This is a genomic window from Micromonospora sp. WMMD961 (assembly GCF_029626145.1).
In the GTDB taxonomy this organism is placed as follows: domain Bacteria; phylum Actinomycetota; class Actinomycetes; order Mycobacteriales; family Micromonosporaceae; genus Micromonospora.
Genome location: NZ_JARUBJ010000002.1, coordinates 4,100,735 through 4,117,293, shown reverse-complemented (window position 1 = coordinate 4,117,293; position 16,559 = coordinate 4,100,735). Strand labels below are relative to the sequence as shown.

Here is a 16,559-nt window from a genome sequence, read left to right as displayed (position 1 = left end):
CATGGCCATCACCAGCAGCTTCATGCGGTACGGCACGGTGCCGTCGGCGATCATCAGCGACGGGGTGCTGCCCATCCCACTGTGGGCGGTCACCGCCATCTCCCTCGCGCAGACGTACCACCTGCCCCCGATCGGGTCCACCGCCCACAAGGCCATCGTGGCCACCCACGACGACACCATCACGCTGACCGGGGTGCTCGTCGGCGCGGAACGCTACGCCTGGAAGTTCGCCCTGGAGACGATGGCCGAGGCGAGCAAACGCGGCACCGCCCTCGCGGCGTACTCCGGGGGGAAGTTCGGCGGGCTGATCCTGGTCACCTCGATGACCATTCGCACCGACATGCAGGTGCAGTCGTTGACCTTCAACGCCTCCGCCGCCCGCCGTGACGTCCTGGACACCACCATCACCCTCGTCCACGTGCCCCGTCCCAGCCTGCTCGGCAAGCTGCTCGACGTGGCCAGCATCGGAGTCGGCGCGCTCGCCGACGGGTTGGGCAACTGATGCCACCGTTCCCGATCGACAGATACCTGCTGCCGGAGACGCCCGTCGAGGTGCCCGACGGGTTCACCGAGGTGCGGCAGAGCCTCACCGCCGGCCTCCCGCACCGCGTCGAGTTGGGCGCAGGTGTGCACGCGGTGCTGATCCTGCCCACCGGGCTGGCCCGGCAGTGGCTGGACACCGACCCGCTCGCCGTGGTGAGCAGCTCCGCCGACGACCTGGCTCCGCGACCCGCGCCGCCGACCACACCCCGGCCACCCGTGCTGGTCGGCCGGGTGCCGCTGCGCCTGGTCGTCCGCCAGGGCACCCGGATCCTCGGCTCGGTGCCGCTCGCGGCCGGCCTGCGCCGGGTCTGCCCCGACGCCGGCCTGACGACCGACACCGGCTCGTCGACCGCCGCCGGCTCAGCTCCGATCGCCGTGGAGCTGCTGGTGCTGAGCTGGCTGCTGCACGCCGGGACGGTACGCGGATCCGGCGACTACGGCTCGTCCGTCGCGCTGGCCTGGCGGCGCGCCGACCGGGCGGTGGACCAGTTCGGACCGCCGCCGATCAACGAGTTCGTCTGGCGTCGCCGTCCACCCGCCCAACGGGTCGAATCCGAGCTGGGCCCCGGCCGGCTGCGCTACCGCTACCTGCTCGACAAGAAGCTGAGGAGGGTGCTGCGTTGACGCTCACGCCGTTCCAGACCGGTCAGGTCCGCCAGGGCGCGGTCGGCAACGACGCCGGCTGGACGCTGACGTTCCACCGGGAGACCCCGACCGGGCTGAGCCAGGACGCCGCGCTCACCCTGTCCAGCGCCGACTACTACGCGGCCATCGACGCCGCGCTGCCCGACGGGCTCGGCCCCGGCGCGTACACGGTCACCGTGCAGGGGCTGATCGACGAGCACTTCGCCGCGCTGCGCACCGCCGAAGGGCAGCCGCCGCTGGTGGCGAAACTGCACCTGTACTGGCGCGACGCCAACACCTCGGTGGGCGCGTTCTTCACCAACCTGGTCGGCGTCAACGCCGGCCCGACCCCGGCCGAGCTGACCCAGGCGCTGGTCGCCGTGCTGCGGGTGACCAAGGTACGCCGGCTCACCGGCGACCGGACGTACGACACCGAGCTGACCCTCGTCGAGCAGGCGTACGCCCGGCTCGGGCAGCGCGTCGCCGAACGGTTCGAGGCGGCCACCTTCAGCGCCGCGATCCGGGCCATCGCCGAACGCACCCGGGTGGACATCGCCACCTGGGGCGCCGACCCGGACGGCACGATGACCCGGGGCGCCACCGAGGCGGCCGGCGACGAACGGGTCGCCTTCGGCGCGGGCCTGCTCTACCGGGCCGCGCTGGACCGGATCGGTGGCGCGTTGCAGCAGTCGCTCAACGCGTACGGGCGGGGAATGCTGCTGATCCGCGACGGGACCGTGCACGTCGGTAAGCGCCCGATCCCGTACCCGGACGGGGAGCCCAAGCCACTCACCCTCGCCACCGGCCTGCTGGCGTGCACCGAGAACGGCAGCCAGGACACCGACCCGTACGCGGCCACCGAGGCCGGTGGCACCGCCGCGCCGCGCCGTCGGGCGTGGACCCTGACCCTGAAGGGTCGCCCGGATCTGAAGCCCGGCGACCTGGTGTGCTTCGACCCGCCGGCGGTGGACGAGGCCACCACGCTGGGCAGCGTCGGCGCGGCGCTGCTCGGCTCGTTCGCCGCCCCGTTCGCCCCGTCGACCGGGGAGTTGGGCGCGGGGGCGAAACTGCTCTACCTCAGCGCCGCCCGGCACACCCTGTCGCGTACCGCCGGTTTCGTCACCGTGGTGCAGGGCGTCGAGGTCACCTCGGGCGCCCAGGCGTGGGACAGCTGGAGCGACGCCTCGGGTGCGGCCCCGGCCGAACCGGCCGGCCCGACGTCGTCGCCCGGGGTGGCCGCCGCGGAGGCGGTGCGCCGGGCGGCCCGGGCGGCCCGGGGCGAGACGCGCGGTCTGGAGATCGGCGAGGTACGCGCGGCGGCCACCAACGCCAGCGGAGCGGTGGAGCCACCGGCGCAGACCGAGACGGTGTGGGAAGGGCTGGTCCGGCCGGACGGTCGACCCAACGGTGCCCGCCGCCTGCCGGTCCGCCGGGAGCAGCCCGCCCCGCTGCCCGGGGTGACCTATCTGACCCCGTTCGCCTGGGGTGGCTGCGGGCTCATCCTGCCCCGCTACCCGGGCACCCGGGTGGCGCTGGCGTACCGCAACGGTGCGCCGGACGACCCGGTGGAGGTGGGCGCGCTCTGGCCCACCGGGCACGCCCCGGTCTCCGAACCGGGGGACTGGTGGTTGTCGCTGCCGGTCGGGGTGGCCACCAACAGTCGCTCGTCGATCAGGGACACGGTGGTGCCCGCCGACCACGACGGCAAGGTGACGCACGACCTCACCGACGGAGACGGCAACCGGGTCATCGAGCTGGGTGAGCTGACCGTGCGGGTGGGCCGGGCCCAGCTGCACGGTCGTGGTCAGCGCCCGGAACGCGCCGAGGACGCCGACAGCATCACCATCGAGCACGCCGGCGGCGGCTCGTCGATCGTGATGAAGCAGGACGGCTCGATCACCATCACCGCCACCCGGATCGACCTGGACGCGGGCGACGGCGCGGTGAACATCAGCGGCGGCACCGTCAACATCGCCGCCGACGACGTCGACGTCGACGTCAGCAACGCGATGAACGTCCACTGAGGAGAGTGACATGGCTTTCGTGCTCACCACGTCGAGCGACGTGCACTGCCCCAGCCAGGGCAAGGTCTCCCCGGCCGGGCAGGGCAGGTTGACCGTCGACCGTGTCCCGGTGACCCGTCTCGACGGCATCACGGGGAAGTCGGTGACCGGCTGCACGATCACCGACAGCAGCTCCACCGTGCAGTGCAAGAAGGTCGTCTCGGCGACCGGTGCCGCCACGAAGCTGCTCGTCGGTGACGAGGGGGTGGCGCTGGACACCCTCGGCGGCGCCACCAACGGCAGTACCCCCGCACTGTCCGCCAGCGCCGGGCAGAACAAGCTGAAGGCGGTCTGAGATGGACCGGACCGAGCGGGAACGACAGGCGGCCCAGCGCCGCTACCTCGGCTGGGGCCTCGCCTTCGAACCCACCATGCCCGGCGTGGACCTGGCCCGCGACGTCGTCTTCGACGACGGCCCCGACGGCCGGGTGCTGGCCCTGGTCGCCGGCACCGACAACGTGGCCCAGAGCCTCGCGGTGGCACTGACCACGCTGCGCGGCTCCAACGTCTTCGACGCCACCTTCGGCTTCGACGGCCTCAACGCCCTCGCCGAGCAGATCGAGCCGAACCTGATCCGCGAACAGGTACGCGTCGGCATCATCACCCTGCTCGACCGTGACCCGCGTGTTCGCAAGATCGTGGACGTGAACCTCGACGACGGCCGGCTCGGTGTCGGTGCCACCGGCAACGGCCAGCACAGCGCCGACGGCGCTGCCGACGCCGCCCGCGCCGCGCTGCGCTCGTCTCGCACCCTCCAGGTCCAGGTCCAGTTCGAAACCATCACCGACGACCGGCTCTCGGTGCATCTCGGGGAGCTGCCCCATGTCTGATCCCACCCTCCCGGCCGAGCTGGCCGACGTCCTGGCCGTCGACGCCGCCGCGCTGCGGACCACCGGCTCGACCGGCTTCGGCATCGTCGAGAGCGGCTTCGTGCCGAAGTCCTTCGCCCGGCTGCTCGCCGAGAAGCTGGCCACCGCCCGGCTGCTCTTCGGTGACGACATCGACCTGACCAGCGGCGCGGTGCTGCGCAAGGTCCTCGAACTGGCCGCGCTGGAGGACGCCCGGCTGTGGGCGGCACTCGGCGCGGTCTACGACAACTCGTACGTGGTGTCGGCGACCGCCGACGCGCTGACCCGCCTCGGCGAGGAACTCGGCATACCCCGGCCGTACCTGCAGGCCCGGGGCACGGTGACGGTGAAACTGAAAGGCGCCCTGCCCACCGGGCGCACCCAGCTCACGCTGCCCCGGGGCGCCCGACTGTCCACACCCGGCGGGCACCACGTGGCCCTGGACGAGACGGTGGTGCTCTCCGCCGCCGTCGGTGAACGGGTGCCGGCCGTCGCCGCGTTCTACCCCGGCCCGGCGCACAACCTCGACCCGACCCAGCCCAGTCAGAAGATCGACAGGTGGAACCGGGCCGACACCCTGCTGGCCGACCTGGACGACGCCGAACAGGCCGCCGGGGCGGAGCTGGTGGAGATCACCCACACCGTCGCGCTGACCGGGGGCGAACAGCAGGTCCCCGACGCCCGCTACCGGCAACTGCTGCTGGCCGCGCCCCGCTCCATCTGGACGGCCGAGGCCATCGGACTGGCCGTGGCCACCGTGCCCGGCGTCCGTCAGGTGCAGGTCTTCGACGGCCGCGGCGGCCTGGACCTCAACCAGTCCATCTTCGGCAACTTCAACTTCATCGAGCGGGTCTTCAGCACCGAACGTGACCTGGGCAACCCGTACTACGTCACGGTGCTCGTCGCGCCGACCGCCGCCGCCATCTGGGACGGCCCGGACGGGCTGCACGCCGCCGTCGAGTCGGTCATCGAAGACCTGCGCCCGGTGGGCATCTTCGCCTCGGTGGACCGCGCCGACGAGGTCGGCATCGGCGTCGAGGCCGACCTGGTGATCCGGGGCCTGCCACTGCCCACCGGTTCGAAGGAGACGGTGAACGCGTCCACCGCCGCCACCGAGCTCCGCGCGCGGCTGCACGCCCGGTTGTGTCGCTACGTCGACGAGCTGCCCTTCGGCGAGCCGGTCCGGGCCGCCGAGGTGATCTGGACGCTGATGAACGAGCCGGGCGTCGCGGACGTCCGCGAGCTGCGGTTGGTCCGTTTCCCGGCCGACTCGGCGGTGGTGGTGACCGGCAGCGCGCCCACCGGCGACGGCGTACAGCGACTGCCGGTCGGCGACAACGCGGTGCTCGCCACCAACCAGGTGCCCGTCTACGTCGACCGGGACGACCCCCGGCCGTTCCGGATCGTCTGAGCGGGGGCCCCATGACAGACATCCGGGTACCGGTGGACGGCGCCGACCCGTCCGTCGAACGAAACCTCGTCGACCAGTTGGAAGGCCCGTACCCGGGCACCGTCCGGCGGGTGGTGGTGCCGGTCGCCGGCACCGGTACCGCGGTGGTGGACTGGACCAGCCGGCATCCGTTGCTCACCGTCGTGCTGCGCGGCGACCTGGCCGAGGAGACCGTGCGGGTTACCGTCACGGTGGACCCGGGTGGTGCGGGGGAGCGGGTGCTGCCAGCGGTGGTCTTCGCGCCCTGGTCGGCGGCCGGGGCGTCGGTGCCCGCGTACGTCCCGGACACCGCCGAGGAACCGCTGGTCGCCTCGTTCGCCGTCGCCGTCACCGCCGAACGGGCGATCGACGGTGCCGCCGCCACAGCGGTCACCGGTGCGGCGCTCACCGGGCTGGTCGAGCTGGCCGTGCTGGAAGGCAACCTGGGTCGGCTGCTGTACCTGGTGTCGTACGAGAAGCACCGGCTGCGTCGCGCGGCCCGGGAGGTGCACGCCTACCGCACCCTGGCGCACGCCCGGCGGGACGCGCTGGACCGGATCGGCGCTGACGTCGGGGTGGCCCGCTTCGTCGACGAACTGGTGCACGAGCCGACCAACGGTGAGGTGTACGCCCGCCGGCTGGCCCCGCCGGCCCGTGAACCGGACACCGCGTACGCCCACCGGCTCGGGCTCTACCGGCGGTTCCTGCTGCCCACCCCGGGTGCGGTACGCCAGCTGCTCAACGGACCCGGCGCGGACACCGACCCGAACGCCGGACTCTTCGCCGACCTGCCCGGCGGCGCACGGTTCACGGTGCGCGAGGACGACGACCGGTTCGCGGTGGCCATCCGGCTGGTCGCCGCCGGCGATCCGCAGCACCGCACGAACTTCCTCGCCCAACTGCGCCGCGACCGTCTCGTCCTGCCCGCGAACACCCCGCCGAACAACACAGTGCACGCCGGCCGGGCACTGCCCGCCAGCCGGCTGACCGCGATCACCGCGCTGCGGGCCAGTCTGCGCCAGTCGTACGCCTTCGACAGCACACACGGCATCGCGCCGCCGCTGGCCGCCGCCCTGGACCGGGCGGGACGGGTCTGCCGGGCACTCGGCTCGTCGATCGTGTGGCAGGTGACCCGGGCCCAGGACGACGCCGGTGGCAGCCGCTACGAGTTGGGTCTCGGCGTGGACGTGAGCTGGCCGACCCCCGCGCAGGCGACCGACCTGCGCAACCGGGTGTTGGACACCGGGCGCGCGGTCACCGCGGACCGGACCGCCGAGGCGCTGATCGCCGCCGCCCGGGCGCGTGGTGTGCCCACCGTGGCGGCCGACGGCGAGGTGGCGTGGTTGTGGCGGGTGTGCGGGCTGCCGACCACGCACCGGATCAGCACCACCCGGATGTACCTGTCGCACCTGCCCACCCGGGGGCTGGCGGTGACCGCGCCGCTGAGCGCGGCGGTCGGCGCGAACACGAACGTGGAGGCGCAGTTCCACGCGCCCGGCGACCCGGGCGGCAACGCGCTGTTGCTGGCCGGGTTGACCGCGGCCGGGGCGGCCTGGACCAGCGCCGGTGAGCCGGCCTGGAACCCGCTGACCGACGCGGTGGCCCGCACCCGGTGGGCGGCGGTACCGACCCGGCCGGCCGGGCAGCCGATCGACCAGGTCCTGGCCGCCGCCGGGCTGCCGGCGGTGCGGGACCCGGCGCCGGTGGTGGCCGCGCTGAACCGGCTCCCCGACGAGCTGGTGGAGACCATCGAACTGCCGGCGGCGTTGGCCGCCGCGCTGATCGCCGGCCAGCCGGCCGCCGGTGATCGGCTGGCCCGCCTGGTCGGACTGCTGCGCGACCAGCACCTCGCCGCCGCGCTGCCACTGGTCGAGTCCGGCAACCGGGTGCTTCTGGTGTGCAGCGTGATCGGCCTGCCGCAGGCCGGGCTGAACCTGGCCGAGCGCCGGGCCACCGGATTCCGCTGGTACACCGTGGGGCTCGGCGGCGGCACCGCGGAGATCAAGGCGGTCGGCGCGCGGACCGTGCTGCGGCCCACCCACGCCGGCCTGGTCGCCGTGGTGGCGCTCTCCTACGTGCGGACGGGCCTGACCGACCCGTACGAGTTCCGGGTGGAGCTGCCCGACGGGGTGACGTTGACCCTGGCGCAGTACGAGCGGCTGATGAACGCGCTGACCCGGGTCTGCCCGCTCGGCGTGGAGGTCAACACGTTCGCCATTCGTCGCGACCACGTCGACCTCGACGACGACGGCACCGCCGAGCCACTGCGCCCAGCGGTGGCCCGGACCTTCCGCACCTTCCAGCAGCGCCGGCACCGCGGCGTGTACGACCAGCTCTGAGAGGGACACCATCATGGCGAGCCAGATCAACTACGACGGGGTGACCGTCACCGAGTTGTACGAGGCGTTCACCAAGCACGGCATTTCGGCCTCGGACGCCAGCGTGCTGGTCTCGTCCTGGATCTACGAGAACGTGGGCACCGCGAAGCGGGTGTTCAGCTACGCCGAGTCGTTCCCCGCGGTGGAGCCGGGCTGCGCGCCGCCGCCGTTCGCCCGCACCTTCGCCCACTCCGACTGGGTCGACGGCGAGGACGTGGTGCAGGCCGGGCAGACCCCCGGCGAGCAGGGCTTCAACGAGCGGTTCCACCGCATCGAGCACGACCTGGACCACCTCGGCGCCGACCTGGCCAAGGCGTTCTCCTGCATGGCGGCCATGCGGGTCAGCCTGCGTCGGCTGCTCGACGAGATCCGCGCGGAGATCAACCGGTTGCACTCGACGGTGCACGAGAACAAGATCGTCCCCGGTCCGTTCACGATCGAACAGATCCCCAACTACATCGGCTCGCTGGACTTCGGCAAGTACATGGGCACCACCATGTTCATGGACAAGAAGGTCAGCATCTGGCAGACCAAGGCCGGCACCATCGTGCTGCCCGCCGTGGAGACCCTCGGGGTGGACGTGGTGGTCGGACCGAAGGTCCGCGGCGCCGCCCAACTCGCCCGGTACACCGCCGAGCACGGCGACGTCCGGCAGCGCTTCCCCCGCGAGGTGAAACTCGTGGAGTTCATTCGCCTGTTCGGGGAGGACGAGGTGGCCGACGGCCGGACGATCCGCGACGTGCTCAAGGTGCTGCCGGCGGACACCAGCTATCCGAGCCTGGACGCGATGTTCGCTGAGGTGAGCGAGCGGGAGGCCGTCATCGTCCGGACCACCGTCGGCGCCCAGTCGGCGGTCTCCGCCGCGCTCGGCATCGAGGCCGAACTGGAGAACGTCGCGGACGCCGACATCGCCATGCTCGCCGGGGTGCCGACCAAGGCCCGGGCCGCGCTGGCCCGCGCCGGGATCAGCACCCTCGGCAAGCTGGCCGACGCGCCGGCCGAGCAGGTGCTCGGCATCATGAAGGAGGCCGGGGTACGTGCCGACGTCGGCGACGCCGCCGAGTGGACCGGGTACGCCCAGACGCTGAGCAAGCTGCGCTGAACGGCTGGCACCGACTCCGGCGAACGGTTGATCCCCGCCGCTCGCCGGGTCGGTGTGACGACACTGTGCTGGCGTCGCGATCGTCCACATCCGACCGTGGAACTCCCACGGGGCGATCGGGTGTGAGAGGCGCATGCATGGCTGTTCACGAGGTGACGCAGGACCATCGCACCGGGATATCCGAGTCGGACGTGGCGCTGCCTCCCCGGTACGCGTTACGGCTGCTCGGCGGGTTCGGCCTGGAACGCGACGGACGGGCGGTGGCGGTGCCGCAGGGTGCCCGCCGACTGCTGGCCTACCTCGGCGTCCGCCAGCGCTGTGCCCGGTCCGAAGCCGCCGGAACGCTCTGGCCCGGTTCGCACGAGGATCGCGCCCGCGCCAACCTGCGTACCATGCTGTGGCGGCTGCACCGGGTGGCCCCCGAGCCTCTGGTCCAGGAGGACGACCGGCTGGCCCTGGCCGCCGGGGTGACCAGCGACGTGGCCACCCTGGGCGCGGCTGCCGCGGCGCTGCTGGCCGGCGGATCACCGGTCGACGTCGGCCCCGGCGCGCCGACGCTGACGACCGGCGAGCTGCTGCCCGGCTGGTACGACGACTGGGTGCTGACCGAGCGGGAACGCCTGCGCCAGACCCAGTTGTACGCGCTGGAGGCGCTCGCCGAGCGGCTCACCACGCAGGGCCGGTACGGCGAGGCGGTGCAGGTGGCGTTGACCGCTGTGCACCTGGAGCCGCTGCGGGAGAGCGCCACCCGTACGTTGATCGCCGTGCACCTGGCCGAGCGCAACATCAACGAGGCGGTACGGCGGTTCGAGCTGTTCCGCGCCGACCTGGGCCGGGAGTTGGGGGTCGCCCCGACACCCTGGTTGGAGCAGCTCGTGCGCGCCGGTCTGACCGGTGCGACCGTCCCGTATCCGTGACCGGCCGGGACGGCTCTACCGACGGCCCGGCCGCCCCGGCGGCGCGGCGCCATCCCGGCGGCGCGGCCGCCCCGGTAGCCCGGCAACTGGACGGCCCGGTTGCCCACCCATCTGCCCGCCCGTGACGGCCAGTCATCACCACCCACCGGACACCACCCTGCGTCCTTTGCTTTGCACCCACCGAGGCGACGGTAACGCTCCGTGGTTGGTGCGTCCGTGGGTGCAGAGCAAAGGACCCGGAGGTCGCAGGTGGGGGTGGGGTGGGTGGTGTGCTGAACTCCGCGCTTGCGCCCTGGTCGAGCCGGGTTTCGGCGCGGGTCGACGTGGTCGGAGGGCGAGGACTCGTCGTGGCGCCGGGTCGCTGGGCGTGGTGACCGTCAGTTGCGGGCGGGCTGGTCCAGGATGGCGCTGAAACGCTCCTCGGCGAGGTCGAGCTGGCCGAAGATGTGCCGCTTCACCGCCGGTGACAGCGGGGTGTCCGGCCGGCCGATCAGATCCCGGAAGAGCGGCACCAGCGGCCGGTACTTCCGGGCCGACGAGATCACCTTCGGCCCGACCGTGTGGATCACGCCCACCCCGTTGTCGGTGAAGTCCGACACCTTGATCACCCGAGCCCAGGGCTCCCGGTCCAGGCTGACCGCCAGGTGTTCCCGGTACTGCGTGTTGCGGTCCCGCTCGGGGTCGTACACCGGATTGGTGACCGCCGCGACCAGGGTGGCCACCCGCGGTCCGAACCGCGCGGCGAGCGCGCTCAACGCGGCCCCGGTCGGGTCGGCCCCCGCGTCACCCTCGGCCAGTTCCACCGGGTGGTCCTCGACCGCGTCGTGCAGCAGACCGGCGACGATCACGTCCACGTCCCGCACCTGGTAGTGGTGCATCAACCGGATCGCCACCCGCAACAGGTGGTTCAGGTACGGCTCACGGACGCGTCGGTCGTCGCGGTGCAGGGCGGCGGCGAGATCGAGCGCGGCGGTCAGCCGCGCCCGGGCGGCGTCGTCGAACTGCTGGACCTCCAACCGGAAACGCTCCAGCAGGCCCGGTTCGCCGTGGATCTCGGTGATCGCGTGCATCGGCATGCTGCCCAGGTGCGGCGGGAAGTCCATGCGTCACTTATAGCCGATCTTCACCACATCGATGGGCCCCTACGTCGCCGACCCGACGGTGAGTCGGCGGTGGGTCGTCCGACTATCCCGTCACCTCGGCGCGGTACGCGGCGACCGCCCACGGCACCGCCAGCTCGCTCGGGAGGGCCCCCCGCTCGGCCGCCCGACGCAGCACGTCGACCACGCCACGTAGGTGACGTACCCGTTCCCCGCCCTCGCCGACGGTGGTCACCAGGTCACCGTCGAGCAGCCGGGGCTCGGGGGCGGCCCGCAACGCGTCCAGCAGCGCGGTGAACGGCGCGGTACGGGACAGCGGCGCGATCAACGGCACGCCGGCCGGGTCGGCCCGGTGCGCGAGCAGGTTCTCCAGCAGTCCCGACCGTCCCGGCACCCGGCGGGTCACCACGTCCCCGGGCAGCCGCAACCGGTCCGTCGGGTATTCCAGCACCGCCTGACCGGCCGTGCCGGTCACCACCACCTCGCCGGCCACGAACTCCTCGGCGGCCAGCGACACCGCCGCCAGCATCGGCGGGCCGGCGCGGAACAGGACCCGCAGCACCGCGGTGTCCTCGACCTCGATCGGGCGGACCCGGTAGCGCTCCACCTCGATCGCCACCGGCCAGGGTGTCGCCCCGCCGAGCGCCTCGGCGACGGCCAGGCACTGCATCACCGCGTGCGCGAGCGGGTTGGCCAGCGCGCCGTCCAGCACCGGTCGGCCGTCCAGGCTCCGACGACCGGCCCAGGGGGAGCGGGCGTAGTAGGCGTCCGGCCGTTGCCACGCGGCCACTGTCGAGATGCCGGTGACGGTGCCCAGCCGGCCCGCGGCCAGCGCGTCGGTCAGCGCGGTGAGGGCCGCCGAACCGAGCGCCTGGAAGCCGACCTGGGCGACCCGTCCGGCGGCGGCGAGGGCCCAGGTCAGCTCCTCGTGCTCGGCCAGCGACAGCACCGGCGGCTTCTCCAACAGCAGGTCCGCGCCGGTGGCCAGCGCGTCGCGGGCGATCGCCAGGTGGGTGTGCGGCGGTGTGCAGATCACCACCACGTCCGGCCGGGTGGCGGCGAGCATCGCCCGGTGGTCGGTGAACACCTGGACGCCAGGAGGCACCGGTGCCGCCGGATCGTCCTGCACCGGCCGGACGTCGACCAGTGCGACCAGCCGCAGCCGGCCGTCGGCGTGCAGCGGCGCGAGCACCCGCCGATGCCACCGGCCATGCCCGTTCGCCCCGATCACCGCCACCCGGGGCGGGGCCGTCGTCCCGCTCACCACCCACCGGCCGGCGTGGGACCGTTCATCGGGCACCGGCCAGGGTGCGCCCGTTCATCGGGCACCGGCCAGGGTGGCCTCGACGCCGTGTCGTTCCAGCGCCGTCAACCAGGCGACCACGTCGGCGCGGACCTCGTCGTCCTCGGCGACCTCCACCGGGATGACCTCGCGCAGCGCGAAGAGCGCGTCCACCGCGCCCGCCGGGCTCTGCCGGCCGGCGTCCAGCGCCGCGCGGATCGGTCCGGCGAGGGGGTCCTGGAACGGCAACGGCTGACCGTCGTCGGCGTACCCCAGCGCGAAGCGCAACCAGGACGCCACCACCAGCGCGCCCCAGCGCGCGGACCGGCCGGCCGCACGCAGGTCGGCGATGGTGTGCAGGACGCGCTGCGGCAGCTTCTGCGAGCCGTCCATCGCCACCTGGAGGGTGCGGTGGCGGATCGCCGGGTTACCGAACCGGGCGAGGACCTCCTCGCCGTAGTCGACCACCCGGACCCCGTCCGGTGGGGTGAAGCTCGCCGCGACGTCCTCGGCGATCAGTCGGCGCAGCACGTCGGCCAGGTGCGGGATCTCCAGCGCCTCGGCGACGGTCTCCCGACCGGCCAGCGCGCCCAGGTACGCCGTCGCCGAGTGGACGCCGTTGAGCGCGCGCAGCTTCAACCGCTCCCACGGGCCGGCGTCGTCGGTGAGCACCGCCCCGGCGTGCTCCCAGCCCGGCCGGCCGCCGGGGAAGTCGTCCTCGATCACCCACTGCGCGTACGGTTCGGCGGCGACCGCCGCCAGGTCGGTGACGCCGAGCGCCTGGCGTACCGCCTCGATCGTCTCCGGGGTGCTGGCCGGGACGATCCGGTCCACCATGGTGCCCGGGCAGGAGACGTTGGCGGCCACCCAGTCGACCAGCCCGGCGGGCACCCGGGCGGCACGACCGACCGTCTGGTCGAGCATGCCCCGCAGCCGACGGCCGTTGGCCGGGAGGTTGTCGCAGCTGACCAGGGCCACCGGCCCGGCGTCCGCGGCGGCCCGGGCGGCCAGCCCGCGCAGCAGCAGCCCCGGCACCGTGCTCGGCGGACGGCCGCCGGCCAGGTCCGCGGCGAGCGCCGGATCCGGGGACAGGTGGCCGGTCACCGGGTCGAGTTGGTACGCCTTCTCGGTGACGGTCAGGGTCACCACGCGCACCGCCGGGTCGGCGAGCAGCGCCACCACGGCGTCCGGGTCGCTGGCCGCATGCCGTACGCCGCTCAGCGCGCCCACGACCCGGGTGGCGCTGCCGGCGGCGGAGAGGGCGCTGACGGTGAACAGGTTGTCCTGGGCGGCGAGCGCTTCGACCACGGCGGTGCTGCGCGGCGCGACGGCCACGATGCCCCAGTCGCCGCCGGCCGCGCCGACCGCCGCCTCGGTGAAGACCGCCTGGTGGGCCCGGTGGAACGCGCCCAACCCCAGGTGTACGACGCCGGTCGGCACCGTCCCCGGTCGGATCAGGGGACGGGCCTCGACGGGGAGGTGGCGCAACCTGCCCAGGCCGAGCCGGGACGCGCCAACGGTCACCGCCACGCCGGACCGTCCGGGAAGCGGAACTCGACGATCGACGCCGGTTTCATGGTGGCGCTGTAACCGGGCCGCTCGGGCAGCAGGTAGCGGCCACCGCGGGTCCGCACCGGGTCCACGAAGTGCTCGTGCAGGTGGTCGACGTACTCGATCATCCGCCCGTCGAGGCCGGTGCCGACCCGCAGGTAGTCGAAGATCGCCAGGTGTTGGACGTACTCGCAGAGGCCGACCCCGCCGGCGTGCGGGCAGACCGGCACCGCGAACTTCGCGGCCAGCAGCAGCTCGGCCAGCACCTCGTTGACGCCACCGACCCGGCAGGCGTCGACCTGCATCACGCCGATCGCCTCGGCCTGCAACAACTGCTTGAAGATCACCCGGTTGGCGGCCACCTCGCCGGTGGCGACCCGGCATCGGCCGCCGGTCAGCTCGGTCACCGCGCGGGCGATCCGGGCGTGACCGAGGATGTCGTCGGCGTGCGTCGGCTCCTCGATCCAGTACGGGTCCACCTCCGCGAGGGCTGTCATCGCGGTGATCGCCTCGTCGACGTCCCAGACCTGGTTGGCGTCCATCATCAGCAGCGCGTCCGGGCCGATCTCGGACCGGATGATCCGGGCCCGCCGTAGATCGTCGGCGAGCGGGCCGCCGACCTTCATCTTCATCGCCCGCCACCCCTGGTCGTACGCCTGCCGGGTCAGCGCCCGCACCTTGTCGTCCGGGTAGCCGAGCCAGCCGACCGAGGTGGTGTACGACGGGAAGCCATCCCGTTCGAGCGTCGCCAACCGGTCGGCCAGGCCGTCGCGTCCCTTGTCGAGGATCGCCGCCGCGTCGTCCGGGGTGAGCGCGTCGCTGATGTGCCGGAAGTCGACGCTGGCGACGAGCTCGTCGGTGGGAAGTTCGGCGAGGAACCGCCACATCGGCTTGCCGGCCAGTTGGGCCCGCAGGTCCCAGACCGCGTTGACCAGGGCGCCGGTCGCCATGTGGATGACGCCCTTCTCCGGGCCCAGCCAGCGCAGCTGCACGTCGGCGCTGAGCGAGCGCCAGAACCTCACCGGCTCGGCCGCGATCTCCTCGACCGTGCGTCCCCGTACGTGGTGGGCCAGCGCGTGCACCGCCGCGCAGGTGATCTCGTTGCCCCGGCCGTTGGTGAAGGTGAACCCCGCGCCGGTCGCACCGACGTCGGTGCCCAACTCCACGTACGTCGCCGAGTAGTCGCCCCGGTTGATGGCGTCGGAGCCGTCGCCCCGCGCGGCGGTCGGAAACCGCACGTCGTGTACCTCGACGGAGGTGATGGTGGTGGTCACTGGTCAGCGACTCCCTTGAAGTTGAAGACCCTCTTGGGCAGCCGGTACGCCAGGTCGACGATGGTCTCGGCCGCTTCGTCCATCGGCAGCCGGTGCTCGGCGACCAGCCGGGCCAGGAAGCCGGCGTCGACCCGGCGGGCCACGTCGTGGCGTACCGGGATGGAGCAGAACGCCCGGGTGTCGTCGACGAACCCGGCGGTGTTGTAGAAGCCGGCGCTCTCCGTGACCGTCTCCCGGAACCGGCGCAGCACCTCCGGGGAGTCCAGGAACCACCAGGGCGCGCCGAGCAGCAGCGCGGCGTACCCGCCCGCCAGGGGCGCCAGCTCGCGGGTGAAGGTGTCCTCGTCGAGGGTGTAGAGCACGACCTTCAACCGGGGGTCGTTGCCGTAGCGCCCCAGCAGTGGGGCCAGCGCGTGCACGTACTCGGTGGCCTGCGGAACGTCGCCGCCGACGTCGCGGCCGTGCCGGGCGTGCAGCCAGCGGTTGTGGTTGCGTACCGCGCCGGGATGCAGCTGCATGACCAGGCCGTCGTCGAGTGACATCCGGGCGAACTCCACGAGCATGTGCGCGCGGAAGGCCTCCGCGTCGGCGGCGTCGGCCTGGCCGCGTCGGCCCCGGTCGTACAGTCGCTCGGCCTCTTCCGCTGTCAGGTCCAGGGTGCGTGCGGTGGGGTGTCCGTGGTCGGAGGACGTCGCGCCGGCGGCGATGAACGCGGCGCGCCGGGCCCGCAGCGCGGCCAGGTAACCGGCGTACGTGCCGGTGTCCTCGCCGGCCCGCTCGCCGAGCCGGTCCACGTTGGTCGACCAGCCCTCGAACTCCATGTCCACCACGTCGTCCGGACGGAAGGTGGTGACCACCCGGCCGCCCGGCCCGCCCCAGCCGTCGGCGGCGAGCTTGGCGTGCTGGCCGAGGTCGTCCAGCGGCGACTCGGTGGTCGCGAGGACCTCGATGCCGAACCGCTCGAACAGCGCCCGGGGCCGGAAGTCCGGCTCGGCGAGCCGGGCCGCGATCTCGTCGTAGACGGTGTCGGCGGTGGCCGGGTTGAGCGGGGTGTGCACACCGAACACGGTGCGGAAGGTCTGCTCCAGCCAGAGCCGCGACGGGGTGCCCCGGAACAGGTGCCAGTGCGCGGCGAAGCGGCGCCAGATCACCCGCCCGTCGGTCTCCACCGGGCTGCCGTCGCGGGTGGGCACACCGAGGTCCGCCGGGGGTACGCCCTGACTGAGCAGCATCCGGGTCAGGTAGTGGTCGGGCACGACGAGCAGCTGTGCCGGGTCTCCGAAGGGCCGGTCCTCGGCCAGCAGCGCCGGGTCTACGTGCCCGTGCGGCGAGATGATGGGTTGCTCCGCCGCGAGGGCGTACAGCTCCCGGGCCAGCGCGCGCTGGCCCGGTTCGGGCGGCAGGAGCAGGTCGGTGTGGTCGAACGTCGGCACGGGGATGGGCTCCTC

At 73.2% G+C, this 16,559-nt stretch carries 14 protein-coding genes; 9 read left to right on the top strand and 5 right to left on the bottom strand.

What is annotated here, in order from left to right; genetic code table 11:
* The first annotated feature begins 1 nt into the window (after nt 1).
* The 9 genes from O7614_RS18765 (at nt 2) to O7614_RS18725 (ending at nt 9,904) form a co-directional block, all read left to right on the top strand.
* Nucleotides 2–502: a hypothetical protein gene (locus O7614_RS18765; RefSeq protein WP_053659787.1), complete on the top strand. Its 501-nt coding sequence runs from the start codon at nt 2–4 to the stop codon at nt 500–502.
* Nucleotides 502–1,167: a hypothetical protein gene (locus O7614_RS18760; protein WP_278139760.1), complete on the top strand. Its 666-nt coding sequence runs from the start codon at nt 502–504 to the stop codon at nt 1,165–1,167. The genes O7614_RS18765 and O7614_RS18760 overlap by 1 nt, the downstream gene beginning before the upstream one ends.
* Nucleotides 1,164–3,191 (top strand): hypothetical protein, encoded by a 2,028-nt coding sequence (locus tag O7614_RS18755; protein ID WP_278139759.1) that lies wholly within the window; start codon nt 1,164–1,166, stop codon nt 3,189–3,191. Before O7614_RS18760 ends, O7614_RS18755 begins: the two co-directional genes overlap by 4 nt.
* Nucleotides 3,192–3,201: 10 nt before the next feature.
* Complete coding sequence (locus O7614_RS18750; protein WP_278139758.1) at nt 3,202–3,525, top strand: hypothetical protein; 324 nt, start codon at nt 3,202–3,204, stop codon at nt 3,523–3,525.
* Nucleotide 3,526: 1 nt separating this feature from the next.
* Entirely contained in the window at nt 3,527–4,060 is a 534-nt protein-coding gene (locus O7614_RS18745; RefSeq protein ID WP_278139757.1) for a hypothetical protein, read from the top strand.
* Nucleotides 4,053–5,489, top strand: coding sequence for a baseplate J/gp47 family protein (locus O7614_RS18740; RefSeq protein ID WP_278139756.1), 1,437 nt, complete (start codon nt 4,053–4,055; stop codon nt 5,487–5,489). The genes O7614_RS18745 and O7614_RS18740 overlap by 8 nt, the downstream gene beginning before the upstream one ends.
* Before the next feature lie 11 nt (nt 5,490–5,500).
* Nucleotides 5,501–7,846: a hypothetical protein gene (locus O7614_RS18735; protein ID WP_278139755.1), complete on the top strand. Its 2,346-nt coding sequence runs from the start codon at nt 5,501–5,503 to the stop codon at nt 7,844–7,846.
* Between the two features lie 13 nt (nt 7,847–7,859).
* Entirely contained in the window at nt 7,860–8,987 is a 1,128-nt protein-coding gene (locus O7614_RS18730; RefSeq protein ID WP_278139754.1) for a hypothetical protein, read from the top strand.
* Between the two features lie 137 nt (nt 8,988–9,124).
* Nucleotides 9,125–9,904, top strand: coding sequence for a BTAD domain-containing putative transcriptional regulator (locus O7614_RS18725; RefSeq protein WP_278139753.1), 780 nt, complete (start codon nt 9,125–9,127; stop codon nt 9,902–9,904).
* A 377-nt stretch (nt 9,905–10,281) separates the two neighbouring features.
* Here the strand turns inward: O7614_RS18725 and O7614_RS18720 are convergent, their stop codons facing one another.
* From O7614_RS18720 to uxaC, 5 genes are all read right to left on the bottom strand, one after another.
* A complete protein-coding gene (locus tag O7614_RS18720; protein WP_278139752.1) occupies nt 10,282–11,007 on the bottom strand; it encodes an HD domain-containing protein in 726 nt (241 codons plus the stop codon).
* Between the two features lie 82 nt (nt 11,008–11,089).
* Nucleotides 11,090–12,268 (bottom strand): Gfo/Idh/MocA family oxidoreductase, encoded by a 1,179-nt coding sequence (locus O7614_RS18715; RefSeq protein ID WP_278139751.1) that lies wholly within the window; start codon nt 12,266–12,268, stop codon nt 11,090–11,092.
* Between the two features lie 54 nt (nt 12,269–12,322).
* On the bottom strand, nt 12,323–13,816 hold the full coding sequence (locus O7614_RS18710) for a mannitol dehydrogenase family protein (protein ID WP_278139750.1): 1,494 nt from the start codon (nt 13,814–13,816) through the stop codon (nt 12,323–12,325).
* Nucleotides 13,807–15,111: an enolase C-terminal domain-like protein gene (locus O7614_RS18705; RefSeq protein ID WP_278139749.1), complete on the bottom strand. Its 1,305-nt coding sequence runs from the start codon at nt 15,109–15,111 to the stop codon at nt 13,807–13,809. The genes O7614_RS18710 and O7614_RS18705 overlap by 10 nt, the downstream gene beginning before the upstream one ends.
* A complete protein-coding gene (gene uxaC / locus O7614_RS18700; RefSeq protein WP_278139748.1) occupies nt 15,108–16,544 on the bottom strand; it encodes a glucuronate isomerase in 1,437 nt (478 codons plus the stop codon). Before uxaC ends, O7614_RS18705 begins: the two co-directional genes overlap by 4 nt.
* Between the last annotated feature and the right edge of the window lie 15 nt (nt 16,545–16,559).

What these genes read in the sequence shown, in the direction of transcription:
- O7614_RS18760 (WP_278139760.1), top strand. Translation starts at nt 502, where the DNA reads ATGCCACCGTTCCCGATCGACAGATACCTGCTGCCGGAGACGCCCGTC.
- O7614_RS18765 (WP_053659787.1), top strand. Translation starts at nt 2, where the DNA reads ATGGCCATCACCAGCAGCTTCATGCGGTACGGCACGGTGCCGTCGGCG.
- O7614_RS18740 (WP_278139756.1), top strand. Translation starts at nt 4,053, where the DNA reads ATGTCTGATCCCACCCTCCCGGCCGAGCTGGCCGACGTCCTGGCCGTC.
- O7614_RS18750 (WP_278139758.1), top strand. Translation starts at nt 3,202, where the DNA reads ATGGCTTTCGTGCTCACCACGTCGAGCGACGTGCACTGCCCCAGCCAG.
- O7614_RS18730 (WP_278139754.1), top strand. Translation starts at nt 7,860, where the DNA reads ATGGCGAGCCAGATCAACTACGACGGGGTGACCGTCACCGAGTTGTAC.
- O7614_RS18720 (WP_278139752.1), bottom strand. Translation starts at nt 11,007, where the DNA reads ATGGACTTCCCGCCGCACCTGGGCAGCATGCCGATGCACGCGATCACC.
- O7614_RS18735 (WP_278139755.1), top strand. Translation starts at nt 5,501, where the DNA reads ATGACAGACATCCGGGTACCGGTGGACGGCGCCGACCCGTCCGTCGAA.
- O7614_RS18745 (WP_278139757.1), top strand. Translation starts at nt 3,527, where the DNA reads ATGGACCGGACCGAGCGGGAACGACAGGCGGCCCAGCGCCGCTACCTC.
- O7614_RS18725 (WP_278139753.1), top strand. Translation starts at nt 9,125, where the DNA reads ATGGCTGTTCACGAGGTGACGCAGGACCATCGCACCGGGATATCCGAG.